The 18,179-nt window shown below is 58.4% G+C and carries 15 protein-coding genes; 13 read left to right on the forward strand and 2 right to left on the reverse strand.

All coding sequences use genetic code 11. The features are described from left to right. Window positions 1–9: 9 nt before the first annotated feature. Window positions 10–2,679: a pyruvate dehydrogenase (acetyl-transferring), homodimeric type gene (aceE, locus tag KZO34_RS07025; protein ID WP_219474936.1), complete on the reverse strand. Its 2,670-nt coding sequence runs from the start codon at window positions 2,677–2,679 to the stop codon at window positions 10–12. Between the two features lie 672 nt (window positions 2,680–3,351). Here aceE and KZO34_RS07030 point away from each other — a divergent pair. Further along, window positions 3,352–4,716 (forward strand): KamA family radical SAM protein, encoded by a 1,365-nt coding sequence (locus KZO34_RS07030; protein ID WP_219474938.1) that lies wholly within the window; start codon window positions 3,352–3,354, stop codon window positions 4,714–4,716. Window positions 4,717–4,807: 91 nt separating this feature from the next. On the opposite strand, the gene paaY is transcribed toward KZO34_RS07030, so the two are convergent. Next, a complete protein-coding gene (gene paaY / locus KZO34_RS07035; protein ID WP_219474940.1) occupies window positions 4,808–5,404 on the reverse strand; it encodes a phenylacetic acid degradation protein PaaY in 597 nt (198 codons plus the stop codon). Window positions 5,405–5,779: 375 nt separating this feature from the next. Between paaY and paaF the strand changes: the two genes are divergently transcribed. The 12 genes from paaF to paaZ all read left to right on the forward strand — a co-directional run bounded on the left by paaF (window position 5,780) and on the right by paaZ (window position 18,128). Further along, window positions 5,780–6,553: a 2,3-dehydroadipyl-CoA hydratase PaaF gene (paaF, locus tag KZO34_RS07040; RefSeq protein WP_219474943.1), complete on the forward strand. Its 774-nt coding sequence runs from the start codon at window positions 5,780–5,782 to the stop codon at window positions 6,551–6,553. A 48-nt stretch (window positions 6,554–6,601) separates the two neighbouring features. Continuing rightward, complete coding sequence (gene paaG / locus KZO34_RS07045; RefSeq protein ID WP_219474945.1) at window positions 6,602–7,393, forward strand: 2-(1,2-epoxy-1,2-dihydrophenyl)acetyl-CoA isomerase PaaG; 792 nt, start codon at window positions 6,602–6,604, stop codon at window positions 7,391–7,393. Continuing rightward, entirely contained in the window at window positions 7,394–8,917 is a 1,524-nt protein-coding gene (paaH, locus tag KZO34_RS07050) for a 3-hydroxyacyl-CoA dehydrogenase PaaH (protein WP_219474949.1), read from the forward strand. Further along, window positions 8,914–9,360: a hydroxyphenylacetyl-CoA thioesterase PaaI gene (gene paaI, locus KZO34_RS07055; RefSeq protein WP_219474951.1), complete on the forward strand. Its 447-nt coding sequence runs from the start codon at window positions 8,914–8,916 to the stop codon at window positions 9,358–9,360. Before paaH ends, paaI begins: the two co-directional genes overlap by 4 nt. After that, window positions 9,357–10,604, forward strand: a complete 1,248-nt coding sequence (pcaF, locus tag KZO34_RS07060; RefSeq protein ID WP_308318779.1) for a 3-oxoadipyl-CoA thiolase — start codon at window positions 9,357–9,359, stop codon at window positions 10,602–10,604. The genes paaI and pcaF overlap by 4 nt, the downstream gene beginning before the upstream one ends. 51 nt (window positions 10,605–10,655) lie before the next feature. Further along, window positions 10,656–11,966 (forward strand): phenylacetate--CoA ligase PaaK, encoded by a 1,311-nt coding sequence (gene paaK, locus KZO34_RS07065; RefSeq protein ID WP_219474954.1) that lies wholly within the window; start codon window positions 10,656–10,658, stop codon window positions 11,964–11,966. Between the two features lie 312 nt (window positions 11,967–12,278). After that, the gene (gene paaA / locus KZO34_RS07070; protein WP_219474957.1) at window positions 12,279–13,271 is read left to right on the forward strand and encodes a 1,2-phenylacetyl-CoA epoxidase subunit PaaA; all 993 of its coding nucleotides are present in this window, start codon (window positions 12,279–12,281) and stop codon (window positions 13,269–13,271) included. Between the two features lie 17 nt (window positions 13,272–13,288). Next, the gene (gene paaB, locus KZO34_RS07075; RefSeq protein ID WP_219474962.1) at window positions 13,289–13,570 is read left to right on the forward strand and encodes a 1,2-phenylacetyl-CoA epoxidase subunit PaaB; all 282 of its coding nucleotides are present in this window, start codon (window positions 13,289–13,291) and stop codon (window positions 13,568–13,570) included. 11 nt (window positions 13,571–13,581) lie between these two features. After that, on the forward strand, window positions 13,582–14,346 hold the full coding sequence (gene paaC / locus KZO34_RS07080; protein WP_219474967.1) for a 1,2-phenylacetyl-CoA epoxidase subunit PaaC: 765 nt from the start codon (window positions 13,582–13,584) through the stop codon (window positions 14,344–14,346). After that, entirely contained in the window at window positions 14,330–14,899 is a 570-nt protein-coding gene (paaD, locus tag KZO34_RS07085; RefSeq protein ID WP_219474971.1) for a 1,2-phenylacetyl-CoA epoxidase subunit PaaD, read from the forward strand. The genes paaC and paaD overlap by 17 nt, the downstream gene beginning before the upstream one ends. Window positions 14,900–14,912: 13 nt before the next feature. Further along, on the forward strand, window positions 14,913–15,992 hold the full coding sequence (paaE, locus tag KZO34_RS07090) for a 1,2-phenylacetyl-CoA epoxidase subunit PaaE (RefSeq protein ID WP_219474974.1): 1,080 nt from the start codon (window positions 14,913–14,915) through the stop codon (window positions 15,990–15,992). Window positions 15,993–16,082: 90 nt separating this feature from the next. Further along, entirely contained in the window at window positions 16,083–18,128 is a 2,046-nt protein-coding gene (paaZ, locus tag KZO34_RS07095; RefSeq protein ID WP_219474977.1) for a phenylacetic acid degradation bifunctional protein PaaZ, read from the forward strand. Window positions 18,129–18,179 lie beyond the last annotated feature (51 nt).

The following is an 18,179-nucleotide window of genomic DNA, read 5'->3' on the forward strand; positions in this document are numbered from 1 at the left end:
GCGGTCTCCTTAGCTCAGCACCGGGTTCGTTTTATTGCGATCGATTCCGTACTTCCGCATGGCTTCGAGAACCACGTCCTTCTTGATTTCACCGTCCTGGGCCAGCGCCGACAGGGCTGCCACGGCCACATGGTAGCGATCCACCTCGAAGTGGTTACGCAGCTTCTCGCGGGTGTCGCTCCGACCGTAACCATCGGTACCCAGGGTCACGAAGGTCTTCGGGATAAAGGCGCGAACCTGCTCGGAAAACAGCTTCATGTAGTCGGTGGACGACACCACCGGCCCCTGCTGTTTTTCCAGACATTCGGTGATATAGGACTTCTTGGGCGAATCATCCGGGTGCAGGCGGTTCCAGCGCTCGACATGCAGTCCGTCACGGGCGAGCTCGTTAAAGCTGGTCACACTCCAGACGTCAGTGGCAACCTCGAAGTCTTCCTTCAGCATGTCGGCCGCGGCACGCACTTCGTTCAGAATGGCGCCGGCGCCGAGCAGCTGTACCCGCGGGGTCTTTTTGCGGCCCTTGGTCTCGATCGAGTCCAAGAGGTACATACCCTTGATGATGCCGTCTTCGACCTTCTTACCTTTCGGCATGGCCGGCTGCTGGTAGTTTTCGTTCTCAATGGTCAGGTAGTAGTAGACGTTCTGGTTGTCCTCGAACATCTCCTTGATACCGTGCTGAACGATCACCGCCATTTCATAGCCGTAGGCCGGATCGTAGGACTTACAGCTCGGAATGGTCTGAGCCAGCAGATGGCTGTGGCCGTCCTGGTGCTGCAGGCCCTCACCGTTCAGTGTGGTGCGACCCGCGGTTCCACCGATCAGGAAGCCCCGCGCCTGGATATCGCCGGCAGCCCAGGCCAGATCGCCCACGCGCTGGAAACCAAACATGGAATAGAAAATGTAGAACGGCACCAGCGGGAAGTTGTTGGTGCTGTAAGACGTCGCCGCCGCAATCCAGGCCGCCATGGAGCCATCTTCATTGATGCCCTCCTCCAGGATCTGGCCCTTCTTGTCTTCTTTGTAGTACATGATCTGGTCACGATCCTCCGGCACATACTTCTGGCCTTCGGAGGTGTAAATACCCAGTTGACGGAACATGCCTTCCATACCGAAGGTCCGTGCCTCATCCGGTACGATCGGCACCACCCGCTTGCCAATGCGCTTGTCCTTGGTCAACGCCGTCAGTAGGCGGACGAAGGCCATGGTGGTGGAAATCTCCCGCTCCCCGGAGCCTTCCAGCAGCGCCTTGAAGGTATCCAGTGGCGGCGTTTCCAGGCGTTGGCAATCCTTGCGACGCTTCGGATAGAAACCGCCCAGTTCCTGCCGACGCTTCTTCATGTAGACCATTTCCGGGCTGTCAGGGGCCGGACGGTAATAGGGAACGTCTTTAAGCTCCTCATCCTTCAGCGGCACGCCGAACCGATCCCGAAACGCCTTGAGCTGGTCGATATCCAGCTTCTTCAGGGAATGCGCGGTGTTCTGCGCCTCGCCCGCGGTGCCGAAGCCATAGCCCTTGATGGTGTGGGCCAGGATCACGGTCGGACGGTCCCCATGGTCGTGGACCGCTTTGTGATAGGCGGCGTAGATTTTGTAGGGGTCATGTCCGCCACGGTTGAGCTTGCCGATGTCCTCATCGGACAGGTTCTCCACCAGCTTGGACAGCTCCGGATACTTGCCGAAGAAGTTCTTGCGGGTATAGGCCGGACCGTTGCTCTTGAAGTTCTGCAGATCGCCGTCGACAGCCTCGTCCATCACGCGCTGCATCAGGCCATCCTTGTCTTTCTCGAACAAGGGATCCCACATGCGCCCCCACACTACCTTGAGCACGTTCCAGCCGGCGCCACGGAAGATGCCCTCCAGTTCCTGAATGATCTTGCCGTTACCACGGACCGGACCGTCCAGACGCTGCAGGTTACAGTTGACCACGAAAATCAGGTTGCTCAGGTTTTCCCGACCCGCCATGGAAATGGAGCCCAGGGTTTCCGGCTCGTCACATTCGCCGTCACCGACAAAACACCATACCTTGCGCTCGCCCATGTCGATCAGCTCACGGCTGTGCAGGTACTTCATGACGTGGGCCTGGTAGATGGCCTGGATTGGCCCGAGGCCCATCGATACCGTCGGGAACTGCCAGTAGTCTGGCATCAGCCAGGGGTGCGGGTAAGACGATAACCCGGTGCCATCCACCTCTTCCCGGTACTTATCCAGTTGATCCTCTTCAAACCGCCCTTCCAGATAGGAACGGGCGTAGATTCCGGGTGAGGAGTGACCTTGGAAATAGACCAGATCGGACTCCCGCTTGTCATCGCCGCCGTGGAAGAAGTAGTTGAAGCCGACGTCGTAAAGCGTGGCCGCCGAGGAGAAGGAAGACACGTGCCCGCCCAGCTCTCCCGGACGCTGATTGGCGCGCAGGACCATCGCCATCGCGTTCCAGCGAATCAAGGACCGGATCCGGCGCTCCATAAACAGGTCACCCGGCATCCGCGCTTCCTTCGTTGCCGGAATGCTGTTGCGGAACGGCGTGGTAATCGAATACGGCAGCTCGGTGCCATCCCGGCTTGCCCGCTCGGACAGCCTCTCGAGAATATACTTGGCCCGGTCAACGCCTTCCTGCTCGATCAGAGACTCGAGCGCGTCCAGCCATTCACTGGTTTCAATGGGATCATCGTCCTGGTACATCAAACCCTCCCCTTGGCATCAAAGAGCGCATCGCGGGCCACGATCAGCAGCCAGGCGCATGCGGTGTCGATAAGCTGCGATGGATTGCAGAGTATTGTTATGGGTGTATCCGCGTGACGGTTGGGCTGCAGGACAGCACACAGAACCTCCATCAAGCATAGAACAGCTTTTCCACTTTTCCTGCCCGATTCACGCCCGATCACCCTGTAAGTTAACGGCTTTTGGCCCTGGGCAATCGATCTTGCCAGGAACTCAGGGATTACCTCGTCTTTCCGTAGTTTTTTTACTACATTATCGTTAGCAATATTAACTGAACAGGCACTTCAATCCATCGAAATGACATTACTTGCGATTAGTTACGTAAGAATGACCGTTTTCAGACCATCAAACAACCACATTCAGACCAAGGTCGTAGGATTCCTATCAATGTGCATTTAGTTCACACGCTAAAAATAATTTACCCACACCAATCACAGATTTTCCCGATAATTCGCCGATTTTCCTTACCTTTGCCCCCATATTAAGCAGATAAGCTCCCAGCACCACACGGTTTTTTAATTAGACCTGAAAACAAAGTTCAACTTATGTATACTCGCCTGCCCGTTTTTTAACCAGCGGAGCGATGGTGATCCCACGCTCCTGTCTTTTGGCACCCAACACAGAGGGCGATCTATGAACTCCATCGTCACCTTTCCGAACCGGATTCCCACAACCGAATTCGAGGAACGGCGCTTCAAGGTCTACACCGACCGTCAACTCGACAAGATCGAGATCATCCAGAACCTCCCCGAAGAAACCCTGTTCGAAATGAAGGTCGTAGCCAGCGTGCTGCCCTTCCGGGTCAACGAGTACGTGATCAACGAGCTGATCGACTGGAACAAGGTGCCCAACGATCCGATCTACCAGCTGGTCTTTCCGCAGAAAGGCATGCTGAAAGACGAGCACTACGAGCGCATGGCCAAGATGCACCGGGACGGTGCCGACAAGAAGGACATCCAGGCTGTCGCCAAGGAAATTCGCGACGAACTGAACCCGCATCCGGCCGGGCAGATGGAAATGAACATGCCGGAGCTTGATGGTGAGGTGCTTGACGGCGTTCAGCACAAGTACCGGGAAACCGTCCTGTTCTTCCCGGCCCAGGGCCAGACCTGTCACTCCTATTGCACCTTCTGCTTCCGCTGGGCGCAGTTCGTCGGTGACAAAGACCTGAAGATGGCCAGCACCGAAGCCGAAAAGCTGCACGGCTACCTGCAGGAACACACCGAAGTGACGGATCTGCTGGTCACCGGTGGTGACCCGATGGTGATGAAGACCAAGAACCTGGTCCAGTACCTCGAGCCCCTGCTTGAGCCGGAATTCGACCACATCCAGACCATCCGCATCGGTACCAAGGCGCTGACCTTCTGGCCCTATCGTTTCGTGACCGACAAGGATGCAGACGAGCTGATCGATCTGTTTGCAAAACTCGTGGATGCGGGCAAGCACGTCGCCATCATGGCCCACTACAACCACTGGCAGGAAATCACCACCGACATCGCCGAAGAGGCCATTCGCCGCATTCGCGCCACCGGCGCTGAGATCCGCGCCCAGGGCCCGCTGATCAAGCACGTAAACGACGATGCCGAGGCGTGGGCCAAACTGTGGAAGAAAGAAGTCCAGCTGGGCATCATCCCCTACTACATGTTTGTGGAGCGGGACACCGGCGCCAAGAACTACTTTGAAGTACCACTGGCCGAGGCGTTCCAGATCTACCGCGAAGCCATGAAGAGCGTCAGCGGCCTGGCGCGCACCGCTCGCGGGCCGTCCATGAGTGCGGGCCCGGGCAAGGTTGAGATTCAGGGCATCACCGAAGTCGCCGGCGAGAAAGTCTTCGTTCTGCGCTTCCTGCAGGGCCGCAACCCGGACTGGGTGCAGCGCCCGTTCTTTGCCAAGTACAGCGAGACCGCCACCTGGCTGCACGAGCTGGAGCCGGCGTTCGGCGAAGAGAAGTTCTTCTTTGAGGAAGAGTATGAGGCGATGAAGAAAGGGAACGGTTAACTCCACCCCTGTCTCAACCTGAAAAGCCGGGCGAAGCCCGGCTTTTCAGTAACTGCGATATCGGGACACAAGGCCTATCCGATTACCGAATTCAAGACTGCTCGTGCTTGGGCTGATAGTCGCTCATTTCGAGCCTCGGCCTTTCCGGGTCGGCTTCAGCAAGGGGGTCACACTCTTCGACAGTCTCGAGGCAGCGCGTGGTAAGCCTCTGGTACTCCTCGGTCCCTTTCCGCTTCCAGGCAATCTCCTTGTCGCTCAGGGCCCGCAATACCTTGGCCGGAGAGCCGACAATCAGGGAACCGGGATCGCATGAAAATCCGGCCTTCACAAACGCACACGCGCCTACGATGGATCGCGGCGCAATAACAGCCTCATCCATCACCACGGCATTCATCCCCACCATGGCATTCTCTCCCACCGTGCATCCGTGAAGGATGGCACCATGCCCCACATGACCGTTCACCTCGACCACCACATCCTTGCCGGGAAACGCATGGGTTACGCACGTATCCTGAATGTTTGCCCCTTCCTTTAAGACGATACGTCCAAAATCACCCCGCAGAGAGGCGGCCGGCCCCACATAACAGTTCGGGCCCACCCAGACATCGCCAATAAGAATCGCTGTTGGATGGACGTAAGCAGACGGATGAACAACAGGCTTTACACCTTCTATACTGAAACTGGGCATTTCCCCTCCCTCTTTCTGACCATGGCGAGCAAATCAATCACGATTCCTGATTCACTTTAGGGATCACTTTATAGTTTTTCGCGGCATTTTTCACAGAATCAGGATTCATAAAGCCATCTTTAGATAGGTCAATTCGCCCTTGAACCTGCCTCAAAACTTATTTTTTATCGATTTATCAGGCACTAACAAAACCACGCGAAGCCTCCTCAAATGTGATACAAAAGTTAGACTTTTGGGTTCTTGACGAGTATCAATTAAAAGATATACTTATTTTTCAATCGGCGACTTCGTCAATCGAACATCGCCTGGTGGTAACTCTGATTCCGAGTAGCTCAGATCTGCTACCAACAAAAACAAAGCCACACCGGATTGCTTATGCCAAACAACCTGCTCGTCGACGGACCCGTGGACGGGGTTCGCGTCTTCACGCTGAATCGTCCCGATGCGCTCAATGCCCTCAATACTGAACTGCTGGGCAACCTGTCGAGAGCGCTGGATGACGCCGAGGCCGACCCTGACACACGGGCCGTGGTGATTACCGGAAGCCAAAAGGCATTCGCGGCCGGCGCCGACATCAATGAAATGGCTGCACGAGACCTCGTCGGCATCCTGGAAGATCCCAGGGTCGCGCACTGGCAGCGCATAGACCGCTTTTCCAAACCCATCATCGCAGCCGTCAATGGCTTTGCGCTTGGCGGCGGCTGCGAATTGGCTATGCATGCCGACATTCTCATTGCCGGGGAAAATGCCCGCTTCGGCCAGCCGGAAATCAATCTCGGCATTATGCCGGGCGCGGGGGGCACCCAGCGGCTTGTGCGCAAAGTAGGCGAATCCCTGGCCATGCACATGGCACTCACCGGCGAGCCCATCAACGCAACTCGTGCCCTTCAGGCCGGCCTGGTCAGTGAAATCTGCCAACCCGAACTAACCGTGGAGAGGGCCGTTCAGATCGGGCAGTCCATTGCCCGGAAAGCCCCCATTGCCGTTCGCCTCACCAAAGAATCGGTGCGCAAGGCCAATGATATGAATCTTGCCGAAGGCCTGCGCTTTGAACGCCATGCCTTCACGGTACTCGCTGGCACGGAAGACCGGCAGGAGGGCCTCGACGCCTTCCGGGAAAAACGCAAACCCCGCTTTACGGGCCGCTAGACCGTCACCCCCGAAAGTCACCCTTTACTCTATTGATAGGACAACGCCATGACTCAGCCGAGCATTCTTCTCGAAATCGATCAGGGTGTGGCCCTGCTTACCCTCAACCGCCCCGACAACCTGAACAGCTTTAACGTCGAGATGCACGAGCAGATGCGCGAGGCTGTCAGCAAGGTACGCAAGGACAGCTCAGTTCGCGTACTGGTGATTACCGGGGCCGGCCGCGGTTTCTGTGCCGGTCAGGATCTGTCGGATCGGAGCGTGGCCCCGGGCCAGGAAGCTCCTGACCTCGGCGAGTCCCTCGAAAAATACTACAACCCGCTCATGCGCAGCCTGAGGGACTTGCCCATGCCGGTCCTGTGCGCGGTCAATGGCGTTGCTGCCGGCGCCGGCGCAAACATTGCGCTCGCCTGTGACATAACGCTCGCGGCGCGCTCCGCCAGTTTCGTACAGGCATTCTGCAAGCTCGGCCTGGTCCCCGATTCGGGCGGCACCTGGACCCTACCCCGGGTCGCCGGCATGGCACGAGCCAAAGGCATGGCCCTGCTGGGCGACAAGATCGGCGCGGAACAGGCGGAGAGCTGGGGCATGATCTGGCGCTGTGTTGATAACGAGGCGCTGATGGAAGAGACCATGAAACTGGCAAGGCACTTTGCCACCCAGCCCACCAAGGGCCTGGCCCTGATCAAGCGCGCTTTGCACGCCAGTGCCAGCAACACGTTTGAAGAGCAGCTCAACCTGGAGCGAGACCTCCAGCGAATGGCTGGCCGGTCCGAGGATTACCGTGAAGGCGTTGCCGCCTTCATGGAGAAACGCACGCCGACCTTCAAGGGGAAGTAAATGACTCAGGCACTTGATACCCAGACCGCGATCGCCGTCATCGGTGCCGGCGCCATGGGCTCCGGCATTGCCCAGGTCGCCGCCCAGGCAGGTCACAAGGTCTACCTTCACGATCAGCGCGAGGGCGCTGCCGAAGCCGGCCGGGCGGGCGTCGCAAAACAACTGCAGCGCCGGGTGGACAAGGGCAAGTTGGAGCAGCAAACCTTCGACGCCATTGTAGGCCGCATTCATCCGGTCAGTGCGCTGTCGGAAATCGCCGACAGCGGGCTGGTCATTGAAGCCATCGTCGAAGATCTCGAGATCAAACGCACGCTTCTGGCGGACCTCGAAGAGCTGTGCAACGAAGAAACCATCCTTGCCACCAACACCTCCTCCATCTCGGTCACCGCACTTGGCGCCAAACTCCGCCACCCGGAGCGCCTGGTAGGTATGCACTTTTTCAACCCGGCACCACTGATGGCACTGGTGGAAGTGGTAAAAGGCCTGGCGACGGATAATGCCGTGGCAGAGACTGTCCACGCCACCGCGACAAACTGGGGCAAGAAACCGGTGTTCGCCACTTCTACCCCCGGCTTTATCGTTAATCGGGTTGCCCGCCCGTTCTATGCCGAGAGCCTTCGACTGCTCCAGGAAGGGGCGGCGGACCCGGCGACCCTGGATGCCATCCTTCGGGAAGCGGGCAATTTCCGGATGGGGCCGTTTGAGCTGACCGATCTGATTGGTCACGACGTCAACTATGCCGTGACCAACTCGGTCTTCAACGCCTATTACCAGGACACCCGTTTTCTTCCCTCACTGATTCAGAAGGAACTGGTTGAGGCGGGTCGTCTCGGCCGCAAGAGCGGCCAGGGTTTCTACCGCTACACTGAAGGCAGTGAGCGCCCGGAACCTGGCACCGAGCCCGCTTGCCAGAGCGACGACACGCGCTTGATCGTCGAGGGCGAGACGGGACCTGCCGCCCAGCTGGTTGAGCGCTTCCGCGCGGCCGGCCTTGAAATTGTTGAGCGGGACGGACCCGGGCAGCTCCGGTTCGGCGAAGCAGTACTGGCTCTTACCGATGGCCGCATGGCAACAGAGCGCGCCCGACTGGAAGGCACACCCAACCTGACGCTGTTCGACCTGGCGTTTGACTTCGGCAAGGCCACCAGGCTGGCCGTTAGTGTCGCCGACCAGGCAACAGACAAGGCCCGTACCGATGCCTGCGCCCTGCTTCAGAAAGCGGGCATCTCCGTAAGCCTGATCGAAGATCGCCCGGGCCTGGTGGTCATGCGCACGGTAGCCATGCTGGCGAACGAGGCGGCTGATGCAGAGCTGCAAGGGGTGGCAACCAAAGAGGACATCGACCTGGCCATGAAAGCCGGACTGAACTATCCGGAAGGACCGCTGAGCTGGAGCGACCGGCTTGGCAATGGCCGAGTGTTTCAGGTTCTTACCAACATCCAGAACAGCTACGGCGAAGACCGCTATCGGCCAGCCTTGCTGCTCCGGAAAAACCATCATGCCGACAAGGGGTTTTACGCATGACCGATACCAACCCGCAACAACTGGCCGAACGCTGTGCGGAAGCCATGTTTGCCCGGGATCGGGCAAGCCAGAACCTCGGCATGAGAATCGAATCCATTGCCCCCGGCCGGGCCGTTCTGAGCATGACCGTGACCGACGACATGATTCAGGGGCATGGCTCCTGCCACGGGGGCTATCTGTTCACCCTCGCCGATTCCGCCTTTGCCTTTAGCTGCAACACCTATGACAAGGCCACCGTCGCCTCCGGATGCAGCATCGACTACATGTATGGCGCCAAGGCCGGCGACGTATTGACGGCAACGGCCGAAGAACAATCCCGTGGTGGCCGAACGGGCGTCTACGACATCACCTTAACCAATCAGGATGGCCGCACGGTTGCCCTGTTTCGGGGAAAATCCTACCAGGTCCGCGGCCCTGTTATTAATTCGGAGGAAAACTCATGAGCGCAGAGACTCGCTTGCAAGACGCCTACATCGTTGATGCCATTCGTACCCCGGTCGGCCGTTATGGTGGCGCCCTGGCTTCGGTCCGGGCCGATGACCTCGGGGCCATTCCGATGAAAGCCCTGATGGAACGGAATCAGGGCGTGGACTGGTCCAAGGTTGATGATGTCCTGTATGGCTGTGCCAACCAGGCGGGCGAAGACAATCGCGATGTTGCCCGCATGTCCTTGCTGCTTGCAGGCTTTCCGGTCGACGTCCCCGGCAGCACGATCAACCGCCTGTGCGGCTCCGGCATGGACGCGGTCGGGAGCGCAGCGCGGGCCATCCGTACCGGCGAAGCCAGCCTGATGCTTGCCGGGGGTGTGGAGTCCATGTCCCGGGCGCCGTTCGTCATGGGCAAGTCAGATACCCCGTTCAGCCGTAAGGCAGAAATTTTCGATACCACCATCGGCTGGCGCTTCGTCAACCCGGTCCTGAAAAAGCAGTACGGCATCGATTCCATGCCCGAAACCGCCGAGAACGTGGCCGCTGACTTTGGCATCTCCCGGGAAGACCAGGACGCGTTTGCCCTGCGCAGCCAACAGCGGACAGCCGCAGCTCAGGCGGCAGGCCGCCTGACGAATGAGATCACCCCCGTCAGTGTGCCCCGACGCAAACAGGATCCACTGATTGTGGACACCGACGAGCACCCCCGGGAAACCAGTCTTGAGAAACTGGCCTCCCTGCCCACCCCGTTCCGCGAGAACGGCACGGTGACCGCCGGCAATGCTTCCGGCGTCAATGACGGCGCCTGCGCCCTGTTACTGGCCAATAGCGACGCGATGCAGCAGTACAACCTGAAACCGCGGGCGCGCGTGGTCGCCATGGCGACCGTCGGGGTAGAGCCACGCATTATGGGCTTCGGTCCCGCGCCGGCCACTCGCAAGGTACTGAAAACCGCCGGCCTGGAGCTGGCCGATATGGACGTCATCGAACTGAACGAAGCGTTTGCCGCGCAGGCGCTGGCTGTCACTCGGGACCTCGGCCTGCCGGACGACGCAGAACACGTTAACCCGAACGGCGGCGCTATCGCCCTCGGGCACCCACTTGGCATGAGCGGTGCGCGCCTGGTGACCACGGCTCTGAATGAACTCGAACGCCGCCACAAAGAAGGCCTGAAGGCACGCTATGCGCTTTGCACCATGTGCATTGGTGTCGGACAGGGTATCGCATTGATTATTGAACGGGTCGACAGCGCTGGCTGATCCCTCGGATGCAACGCTCCCGTTAAGCACAAAAACAAGCAGGACAGACTTATGAGCTTACCATTACAAAAACTTGGCAAACTTGACCGCATGGAGACCGCCAGCATCGACGAGCTCCGCCACGAACAGCTGCAACGTCTGCGCTGGAGCGTCGTCCATGCCTACACCAACGTGCCTTTCTATCGAAACGCATTTGATGAAATCGGCCTGAAGCCGATGGACATCAACTCGCTGGACGATCTGGCCAAGATTCCCTTCACCACCAAAGGCGACCTGCGGGATAACTATCCGTTCGGCATGTTTGCCACTCCGATGGACCAGGTTGTCCGTGTTCACGCCTCCAGCGGCACAACCGGCAAGCCGACCGTGGTGGGTTATACCCAGAGTGATATCAACACCTGGGCCGACGTCGTTGCCCGCTCCATCCGGGCCGGCGGCGGCTCCCGGGGCGACAAGGTTCACGTGTCCTATGGCTACGGCCTGTTCACCGGCGGCCTTGGGGCCCACTACGGCGCCGAACGCCTTGGTTGCACGGTGATCCCCATGTCGGGTGGCCAGACCGAGAAACAGGTTCAGCTGATTACCGACTTCCAGCCCGACATCATCATGGTGACCCCGTCCTACATGCTCAATATTGCGGACGAAATGGAACGCCAGGGCATCGATCCCCACAAGCTGCCACTGCGCCTTGGCATCTTCGGCGCCGAGCCCTGGACCAACGCCATGCGCACCGAAATCGAGGAGCGGCTCGGCATCCAGGCGCTGGACATCTATGGACTGTCCGAAGTGATGGGCCCCGGCGTCGGCATGGAATGCATTGAGACCAAAGACGGCCCCACCATCTGGGAAGACCATTTCTATCCGGAAATCATCAACCCGGAAACCGGCGAAGTTCTGCCCGACGGGGAATACGGTGAACTGGTCTTCACCTCCCTGACCAAGGTGGCTCTGCCGATCCTGCGCTATCGCACCCGTGATCTGACCCGCCTGCTTCCGGGAACAGCTCGCCCGATGCGCCGTATCGACAAGATCACCGGCCGCAGCGATGACATGCTGATCATCCGCGGGGTCAACGTGTTCCCGAGCCAGATCGAGGAGCAGGTTCTCAAGTGTGAAGCGCTGGCGCCTCACTACGAAATCGAGGTGTACAAAGACGGGAATCTGGACTGCGTCGACATCCGCGCAGAACTGAAACCGAACGCCTCCGACAGTGAGGACACCCGTGCGGCTGCAGCCAAAGAACTGGCTCACCACATCAAGTCCTACATCGGCATCAGCACCCGGATTGAGATCGTTGAAGCCAACCGTCTTGCCCGCTCAGAAGGCAAGGCAAAACGGGTCCACGACCGCCGTAAATCATAACGGTCCAGCTCTCCACCTCTCGGCCGGGCAACGCCCCGGCCGAGCCAGCCCTCCCTGCTCTAACCAATTAGTTTTATTTTTTGATTTCCTTATATCCAGCAACTTTAAAAATCACTCAATAAAAACTGATTATCCTTTACTTTCATGATGATACTGACTTTCAGGCATCACCAATAAACCAACATGACACACAAAAACATTTCTTGATATTTATTCAGTATCATATAATATTAGATTAAGGTTCCACAGTATTTACAGGAACAGAACTGTTCACGGAGCAATAGAACAAAAAGCCCGATTCGGAGGTTATGTATGTACGCCCAGCTCGTTGAAACCGGCAGCAAGCGCCTTAAAACGTTGGAAGAGATGTCGCCCGAAGAGCGCGCGTTCCAGGAAAAGGTCGATGCGGAAACGAAAATCGAACCTAAAAACTGGATGCCTGAAGGGTACCGTAAGACCCTGATCCGCCAGATTTCCCAGCACGCCCATTCGGAAGTAGTCGGCATGTTGCCGGAAGGCAACTGGGTGACCCGGGCTCCCACTCTCAAGCGCAAGCTTCAGCTGATGGCCAAAATCCAGGATGAAGCCGGACACGGTTTGTACCTGTACAGCGCCATGGAAACCCTGGGCGCTGACCGCGACGAAGAAATCGAGAAACTGCACCAGGGCAAGGCCAAGTACTCCAGCATCTTCAACTACCCGACCCTGAACTGGGCCGATATGGGTGCGGTTGGCTGGCTGGTTGACGGCGCCGCTATTGTGAACCAGGTGGTGCTGCAGCGGACTTCCTATGGCCCTTACTCCCGCGCCATGATCCGCATCTGTAAGGAAGAGAGTTTCCACCAGCGTCAGGGCTACCAGATTCTGCTGGACATGATGCGCGAAGGCACCGAAGAACAGAAAGCCATGGTTCAGGACGCAATTAACCGTCTGTGGTGGCCAGCACTGATGATGTTTGGCCCGCATGACGACGAATCCCCCAACTCGCAGCAGTCCATGGCCTGGAAAATCAAGCGTAAGAGCAACGACGAACTGCGCCAGATGTTCATCGACCAGACTGTGCCCCAGCTTGAGTTCCTGGGATGCACCGCGCCTGACCCGGACCTGAAATGGAACGAAGAAACCGGCCACTACGATTTCGGTGAAATCAACTGGCAGGAATTCTACGACGTTCTGAAGGGTAACGGTCCGTGCAACCGCGAGCGGATCAACACTCGCAAGAAAGCAATCGACGAAGGCGCCTGGGTTCGCGAAGCAGCCGTCGCCTATGCCAAAAAACAAAAGCAGCGCGCAGAAGCCGCTTGATATCGGAGGAATCTATTATGTCTGAATGGCGCCTATACGAAGTGTTTGTACGCAGCAAGCATGGCCTCAATCACAAGCACGTCGGAAGCGTGCACGCTTCCGATGCAGAAATGGCCATGGAAAATGCCCGCGATCTCTACACACGTCGCAGTGAGGGTGTGAGCATCTGGGTTGTGCCTTCCGAATCGATCACCGCGTCTGCGTCCGACGAAAAAGAGGTCCTTTTCGATCCCTCTGAGGACAAAATCTACAGGCACGCCTCTTTCTACGAGCTGCCTGACGAAGTCGGACATATGTAAGGAGCGTTGGCATGACACAAACTGAAGCACTCAAAGAATACCTGCTTCGCCTGGCAGACTCCGACATGATTCTTGGCCAGCGCCTGAGCGAGCTGTGTGGCAAGGCGCCCGCGCTCGAGGAAGAGATGGCCCTGATGAACGTTGCACTCGACCTCGTCGGCCAGGCCCGCAACTGGTACGAGTATGCGGCTGAGCTGATTGACGATGGCCGGGATGCCGACAAGCTGGCGTTCCGCCGTGATGCCCATGACTATCGCAACCTGCTCCTGACCGAGCAGCCGAACGAAGACTATGCGGTCACCATGGGCCGGCAGTTCTTTTTCGATGTCTGGCACTACTTCACCCTCAAGAGCCTGACCGAGGCCAGTGACGAGCGGATTGCCGGCATTGCAGCCAAGGCGCTGAAGGAAGCCACCTACCACCTCCGTCGGTCATCCGAGTGGGTGAAACGCCTGGGTGATGGCACCGAAGAAAGCCACCGCCGCATGCAGGATGCGATCGATATCCTGTGGCGCTTCACCGGTGAGCTGATCACCCCGGACGAAACCGATGAGCTGATGGCGAAGGCCGGCATTGGCCCGGACCCTGAGCAGCTCAAGAACGACTGGCACGGCCTGGTCAATGAAGTGCTCGCCCAGGCCACCCTGACTCCCGGCGCCGAAGATGCCTGGATGTACATGGGCGGCAAACACGGCGAACACACCGAACATCTTGGTTTCATTCTGGCAGAAATGCAGTTTCTGCAGAGGGCCTATCCCGATGCCAAAACATGGTGATACAGACGCAAGGTCAGCGGTAGATATCCTGATCGCCAGCGACCGGGTACCGGCCAACGCTCGCCCCGACCTGCTGACCGAGAAAGATATCTGGGCCCTTCTGGAAGAGGTCAAGGACCCCGAGGTACCGGCGGTAAGCGTCGTGGAACTCGGCATTGTCCGGGCGGTTCGATGGGACGGGAAAGAACTGTCCGTCGATGTCACGCCAACCTATTCCGGCTGCCCGGCCACTGAGCTGATTGAGGAGCTGATTTCGGAGGCCCTGCGCGCGGCGGGGTTCCGGGATCCGAAGATCAATCAGGTGCTGACCCCCGCCTGGACCACCGACTGGATCACAGACGAAGGCAAAGAGAAGTTAAGAGCGTTCGGAATCGCACCGCCCCAGGGCAGCTCCAGCAAAATGAGCCTGCTCGGCGAGCCCGAGGTCATCACCTGCCCCCATTGCGGCAGCCACGAGACCGAGCGGGTCAGCGAATTTGGATCGACCGCCTGCAAGGCGCTTTATCGCTGCAGGGAATGTCTCGAACCCTTCGACTATTTCAAATGCATCTAGAGCCGATACGATCATGAATAAATTCTACCCACTGACCCTCAAAGAGGTCAGACCTGAAACAAGAAACGCCGTATCACTGTCTTTTGATCTGCCAAATGACCTGGCAGACAAGTTTGCCTACAAGCAAGGCCAGCACCTGATTGTCAGAACAAAAATGAACGGCGAGGAAGTCCGCCGCTCATACTCTATCTGCACCAGCGTAAATGATCAGGATCTGCGGATTGCCATCAAAAAGGTTCCCGGTGGCGTGTTTTCCACGTTTGCCAATGAGCAGCTCAAGCCCGGTGAAACCCTGGAAGTGATGCCGCCACAGGGGCATTTTTCCGTGGATCTGGACCCCGAGCGTGAAGGCAACTACCTCGCGGTTGCAGCCGGTAGTGGCATCACGCCCATCCTGTCCATCATCAAGACCACCCTTGAGACCGAGCCCAAGAGTGAAGTCACGCTCTTCTACGGCAACAAGGCGACCAGCAGCACCATGTTCCGGGACGAGCTTCAGGACCTGAAGAACGAGTACATGGCGCGCTTCAATCTGGTCTATATCTTCACCCGCGAAGAGCAGGACATCGACCTGTACAACGGCCGCATCGATCATGAGAAGTGTGATGCGCTGTTCGACCACTGGATCAATGCCAAGGACCTGACTGCTGCGTTCATTTGCGGCCCCCAGATGATGACTGAGACAGTGCGCGACTCTCTGCTCCGCCACGGCATGGACAAGAGCAAGGTCCATTTCGAGCTGTTTACCCCGGCTGGTGGGGCGCCCCAGGCTCGCAAGGACCGTGCAGACATCAAGGTCGACCCACAGTCCATCAGTGAAGTCACCGTGATCGCCGACGGCCGGTCACTGACCTTCCCGCTGGTGCGCGACACCAAGAGCATTCTCGACGCCGGCAACGAGGAAGGCGCCGACCTGCCCTTCTCCTGCAAGGCCGGTGTTTGCTCAACCTGCCGAGCCAAGGTGGTGGAAGGCGAAGTGGAAATGGACCAGAACTTTGCACTGGAGGATTACGAGGTCGAAGCAGGCTACGTACTCTCCTGCCAATGCTACCCGGTCACCGACAAGGTCGTTCTCGACTACGACGAAATGTAAGTCGTTTTTCGACAACGGCCCGACCCGACAAAGGCAAGTCCTGTACAGCAGGACTTGCCTTCACGTTTTCAGAAATGAACGGAGTTTCCAATGTCAGTCCTGAAAAGTTTCATCGCCGGCCAGTGGGTCGGTGAGAACGCAGCCAAGGCTCTGCCCAGTGCCGTGAATGGCGAGATCGTGGCCCACACCCACGACGATACCCTTGATTTCAAAGCTGCCGTCGAATATGGCCGTAAGGTCGGTGGCAAGAACCTGATGGCGATGGATTTCCAGGAGCGCGCCCTGGCCCTGAAGGCCATGGCCATGTACCTGCAGGAGCACAAGAAGGAACTGTACGCACTGTCGATGCACACGGGCGCCAGCAAGGGCGACAACGGCATCGATATTGATGGTGGCTTCGGCACCCTGTTTTCCTACGCCAGCATGGGCCGGCGCGAACTGCCCTCCGGTAACGTCCTCCACGAAGGGCCGGTGGTGCCACTGGGCAAGAACAACCACTTTGCCGGCACTCACATCATGGTGCCCCGCGGTGGTGTTGCAGTACACATTGATGCCTACAACTTCCCGGTCTGGGGCATGCTGGAGAAATTCGCACCCACGTTCCTGGCCGGCATGCCCTCCATCGTAAAGCCGGCCACGTCTACCTGCTACGTCACCGAACTGGCGGTTCGCCTGATGCAGGAATCCGGCGCCCTGCCCGAAGGCAGCCTGCAGTTGATCATCGGCAGCACCGGCGACCTGTTCGAGCACCTGGAAGAGCAGGACGTCGTGACCTTTACCGGTTCCGCAGCCACCGCCCGCAAGTTGCGCAATCACCCGAACATTATCAATCGCTCCATCCCCTTCAATGCCGAAGCGGATTCCCTGAACAGCGCCATCCTGGCTCCGGACGTCACCCCAGAGCACGAGGAATTCGACATTTTCGTGAAGGAAGTCGGCCGTGAAATGACCGCCAAAGCCGGTCAGAAGTGTACGGCGATTCGCCGTGTCATGGTGCCCCGCGATCAGGTTGAGGCGGTCTGTGACAAGCTCAAGGAGCGCCTGTCCAAGGTAACCGTGGGAGACCCCTCCGTAGAAGGCGTCCGGATGGGCGCACTGGCCTCCATCGACCAGCTGGAGGATGTCAAAGCCAATATCCAGGAACTGCTGAAGACCAGCGAGCTGGTCGTGGGTGGCGATGACAACTTCAAGCCAACCGGTGAAGGCACCGAAAACGGCGCATTCATCGAGCCGCACCTGCTGTTGTGCCGCGATCCGGAAAACGGCTGTGGCGCCCACGATATCGAAGCGTTTGGCCCGGTCGCCACGGTTATTCCCTACGACACCATTGAGGATGCTCTGGCGCTTTCCGCCAAGGGCCGTGGCTCTCTGGTCACCACGCTGACCACCCGCGATCCGGCCATCGCAGGCAAGATCGTTCCGGCCCTGGCGGCCTACCACGGACGCCTGCATCTGTTGAACGCGGAAGCGGCCAAGGAATCCACCGGCCATGGTTCGCCACTGCCCATGCTCAAGCATGGCGGGCCGGGCCGTGCCGGTGGTGGTGAGGAGCTGGGCGGTATCCGTGCAGTTCACCATTACCTGCAGCGCACCTCAATCCAGGGCTCGCCCACGATGCTGGCCGCCGTGACCGGCGAATACGTTCGTGGTGCGGAACTGATCGAATACGAAGTTCATCCGTTCCGTCGGCACTTCGAGGATCTGCAGATCAACGAATCCCTGCTGACCCACCGCCGCACCGTCACCGAAGCGGACATCGTCAACTTCGGCTGCCTGTCCGGTGATCATTTCTACATGCACTTTGATGAACTGGCCGCGAGGGAATCCCAGTTCGGCAAGCGCATCGCCCACGGTTACTTTGTGCTGTCCGCGGCGGCCGGCCTGTTCGTATCTCCGGGCGAAGGTCCGGTTCTGGCGAACTACGGCCTGGATACCCTCCGCTTTATCGAGCCGGTTGCTCCGGGAGACACCATCCGGGCACGGCTGACCTGCAAGCGCAAAATCGATCAGGGTCGGACATCGCCGGACGGACACCCACAAGGTGTCGTGGTCTGGGATGTCCAGGTTCACAACCAGAACGATGAAATGGTTGCGAGCTACGACATCCTGACACTGGTTGCCAAGAAGCCCGAGTAAAACCGGGCTGCCAGATTTTCTCCCTGTCTTGGACCCCAGGGAGAAAGTCAC

Source organism: Marinobacter sp. F4206 (assembly GCF_019392195.1).
In the GTDB taxonomy this organism is placed as follows: Bacteria; Pseudomonadota; Gammaproteobacteria; order Pseudomonadales; family Oleiphilaceae; genus Marinobacter.

Excerpts from the sequence above, each read along its gene's own strand:
- aceE (WP_219474936.1), bottom strand. The coding sequence starts at position 2,679 with ATGTACCAGGACGATGATCCCATTGAAACCAGTGAATGGCTGGACGCG.
- KZO34_RS07030 (WP_219474938.1), top strand. The coding sequence starts at position 3,352 with ATGAACTCCATCGTCACCTTTCCGAACCGGATTCCCACAACCGAATTC.
- paaY (WP_219474940.1), bottom strand. The coding sequence starts at position 5,404 with ATGCCCAGTTTCAGTATAGAAGGTGTAAAGCCTGTTGTTCATCCGTCT.
- paaF (WP_219474943.1), top strand. The coding sequence starts at position 5,780 with ATGCCAAACAACCTGCTCGTCGACGGACCCGTGGACGGGGTTCGCGTC.
- paaG (WP_219474945.1), top strand. The coding sequence starts at position 6,602 with ATGACTCAGCCGAGCATTCTTCTCGAAATCGATCAGGGTGTGGCCCTG.
- paaH (WP_219474949.1), top strand. The coding sequence starts at position 7,394 with ATGACTCAGGCACTTGATACCCAGACCGCGATCGCCGTCATCGGTGCC.
- paaI (WP_219474951.1), top strand. The coding sequence starts at position 8,914 with ATGACCGATACCAACCCGCAACAACTGGCCGAACGCTGTGCGGAAGCC.
- pcaF (WP_308318779.1), top strand. The coding sequence starts at position 9,357 with ATGAGCGCAGAGACTCGCTTGCAAGACGCCTACATCGTTGATGCCATT.
- paaK (WP_219474954.1), top strand. The coding sequence starts at position 10,656 with ATGAGCTTACCATTACAAAAACTTGGCAAACTTGACCGCATGGAGACC.
- paaA (WP_219474957.1), top strand. The coding sequence starts at position 12,279 with ATGTACGCCCAGCTCGTTGAAACCGGCAGCAAGCGCCTTAAAACGTTG.
- paaB (WP_219474962.1), top strand. The coding sequence starts at position 13,289 with ATGTCTGAATGGCGCCTATACGAAGTGTTTGTACGCAGCAAGCATGGC.
- paaC (WP_219474967.1), top strand. The coding sequence starts at position 13,582 with ATGACACAAACTGAAGCACTCAAAGAATACCTGCTTCGCCTGGCAGAC.
- paaD (WP_219474971.1), top strand. The coding sequence starts at position 14,330 with ATGCCAAAACATGGTGATACAGACGCAAGGTCAGCGGTAGATATCCTG.
- paaE (WP_219474974.1), top strand. The coding sequence starts at position 14,913 with ATGAATAAATTCTACCCACTGACCCTCAAAGAGGTCAGACCTGAAACA.
- paaZ (WP_219474977.1), top strand. The coding sequence starts at position 16,083 with ATGTCAGTCCTGAAAAGTTTCATCGCCGGCCAGTGGGTCGGTGAGAAC.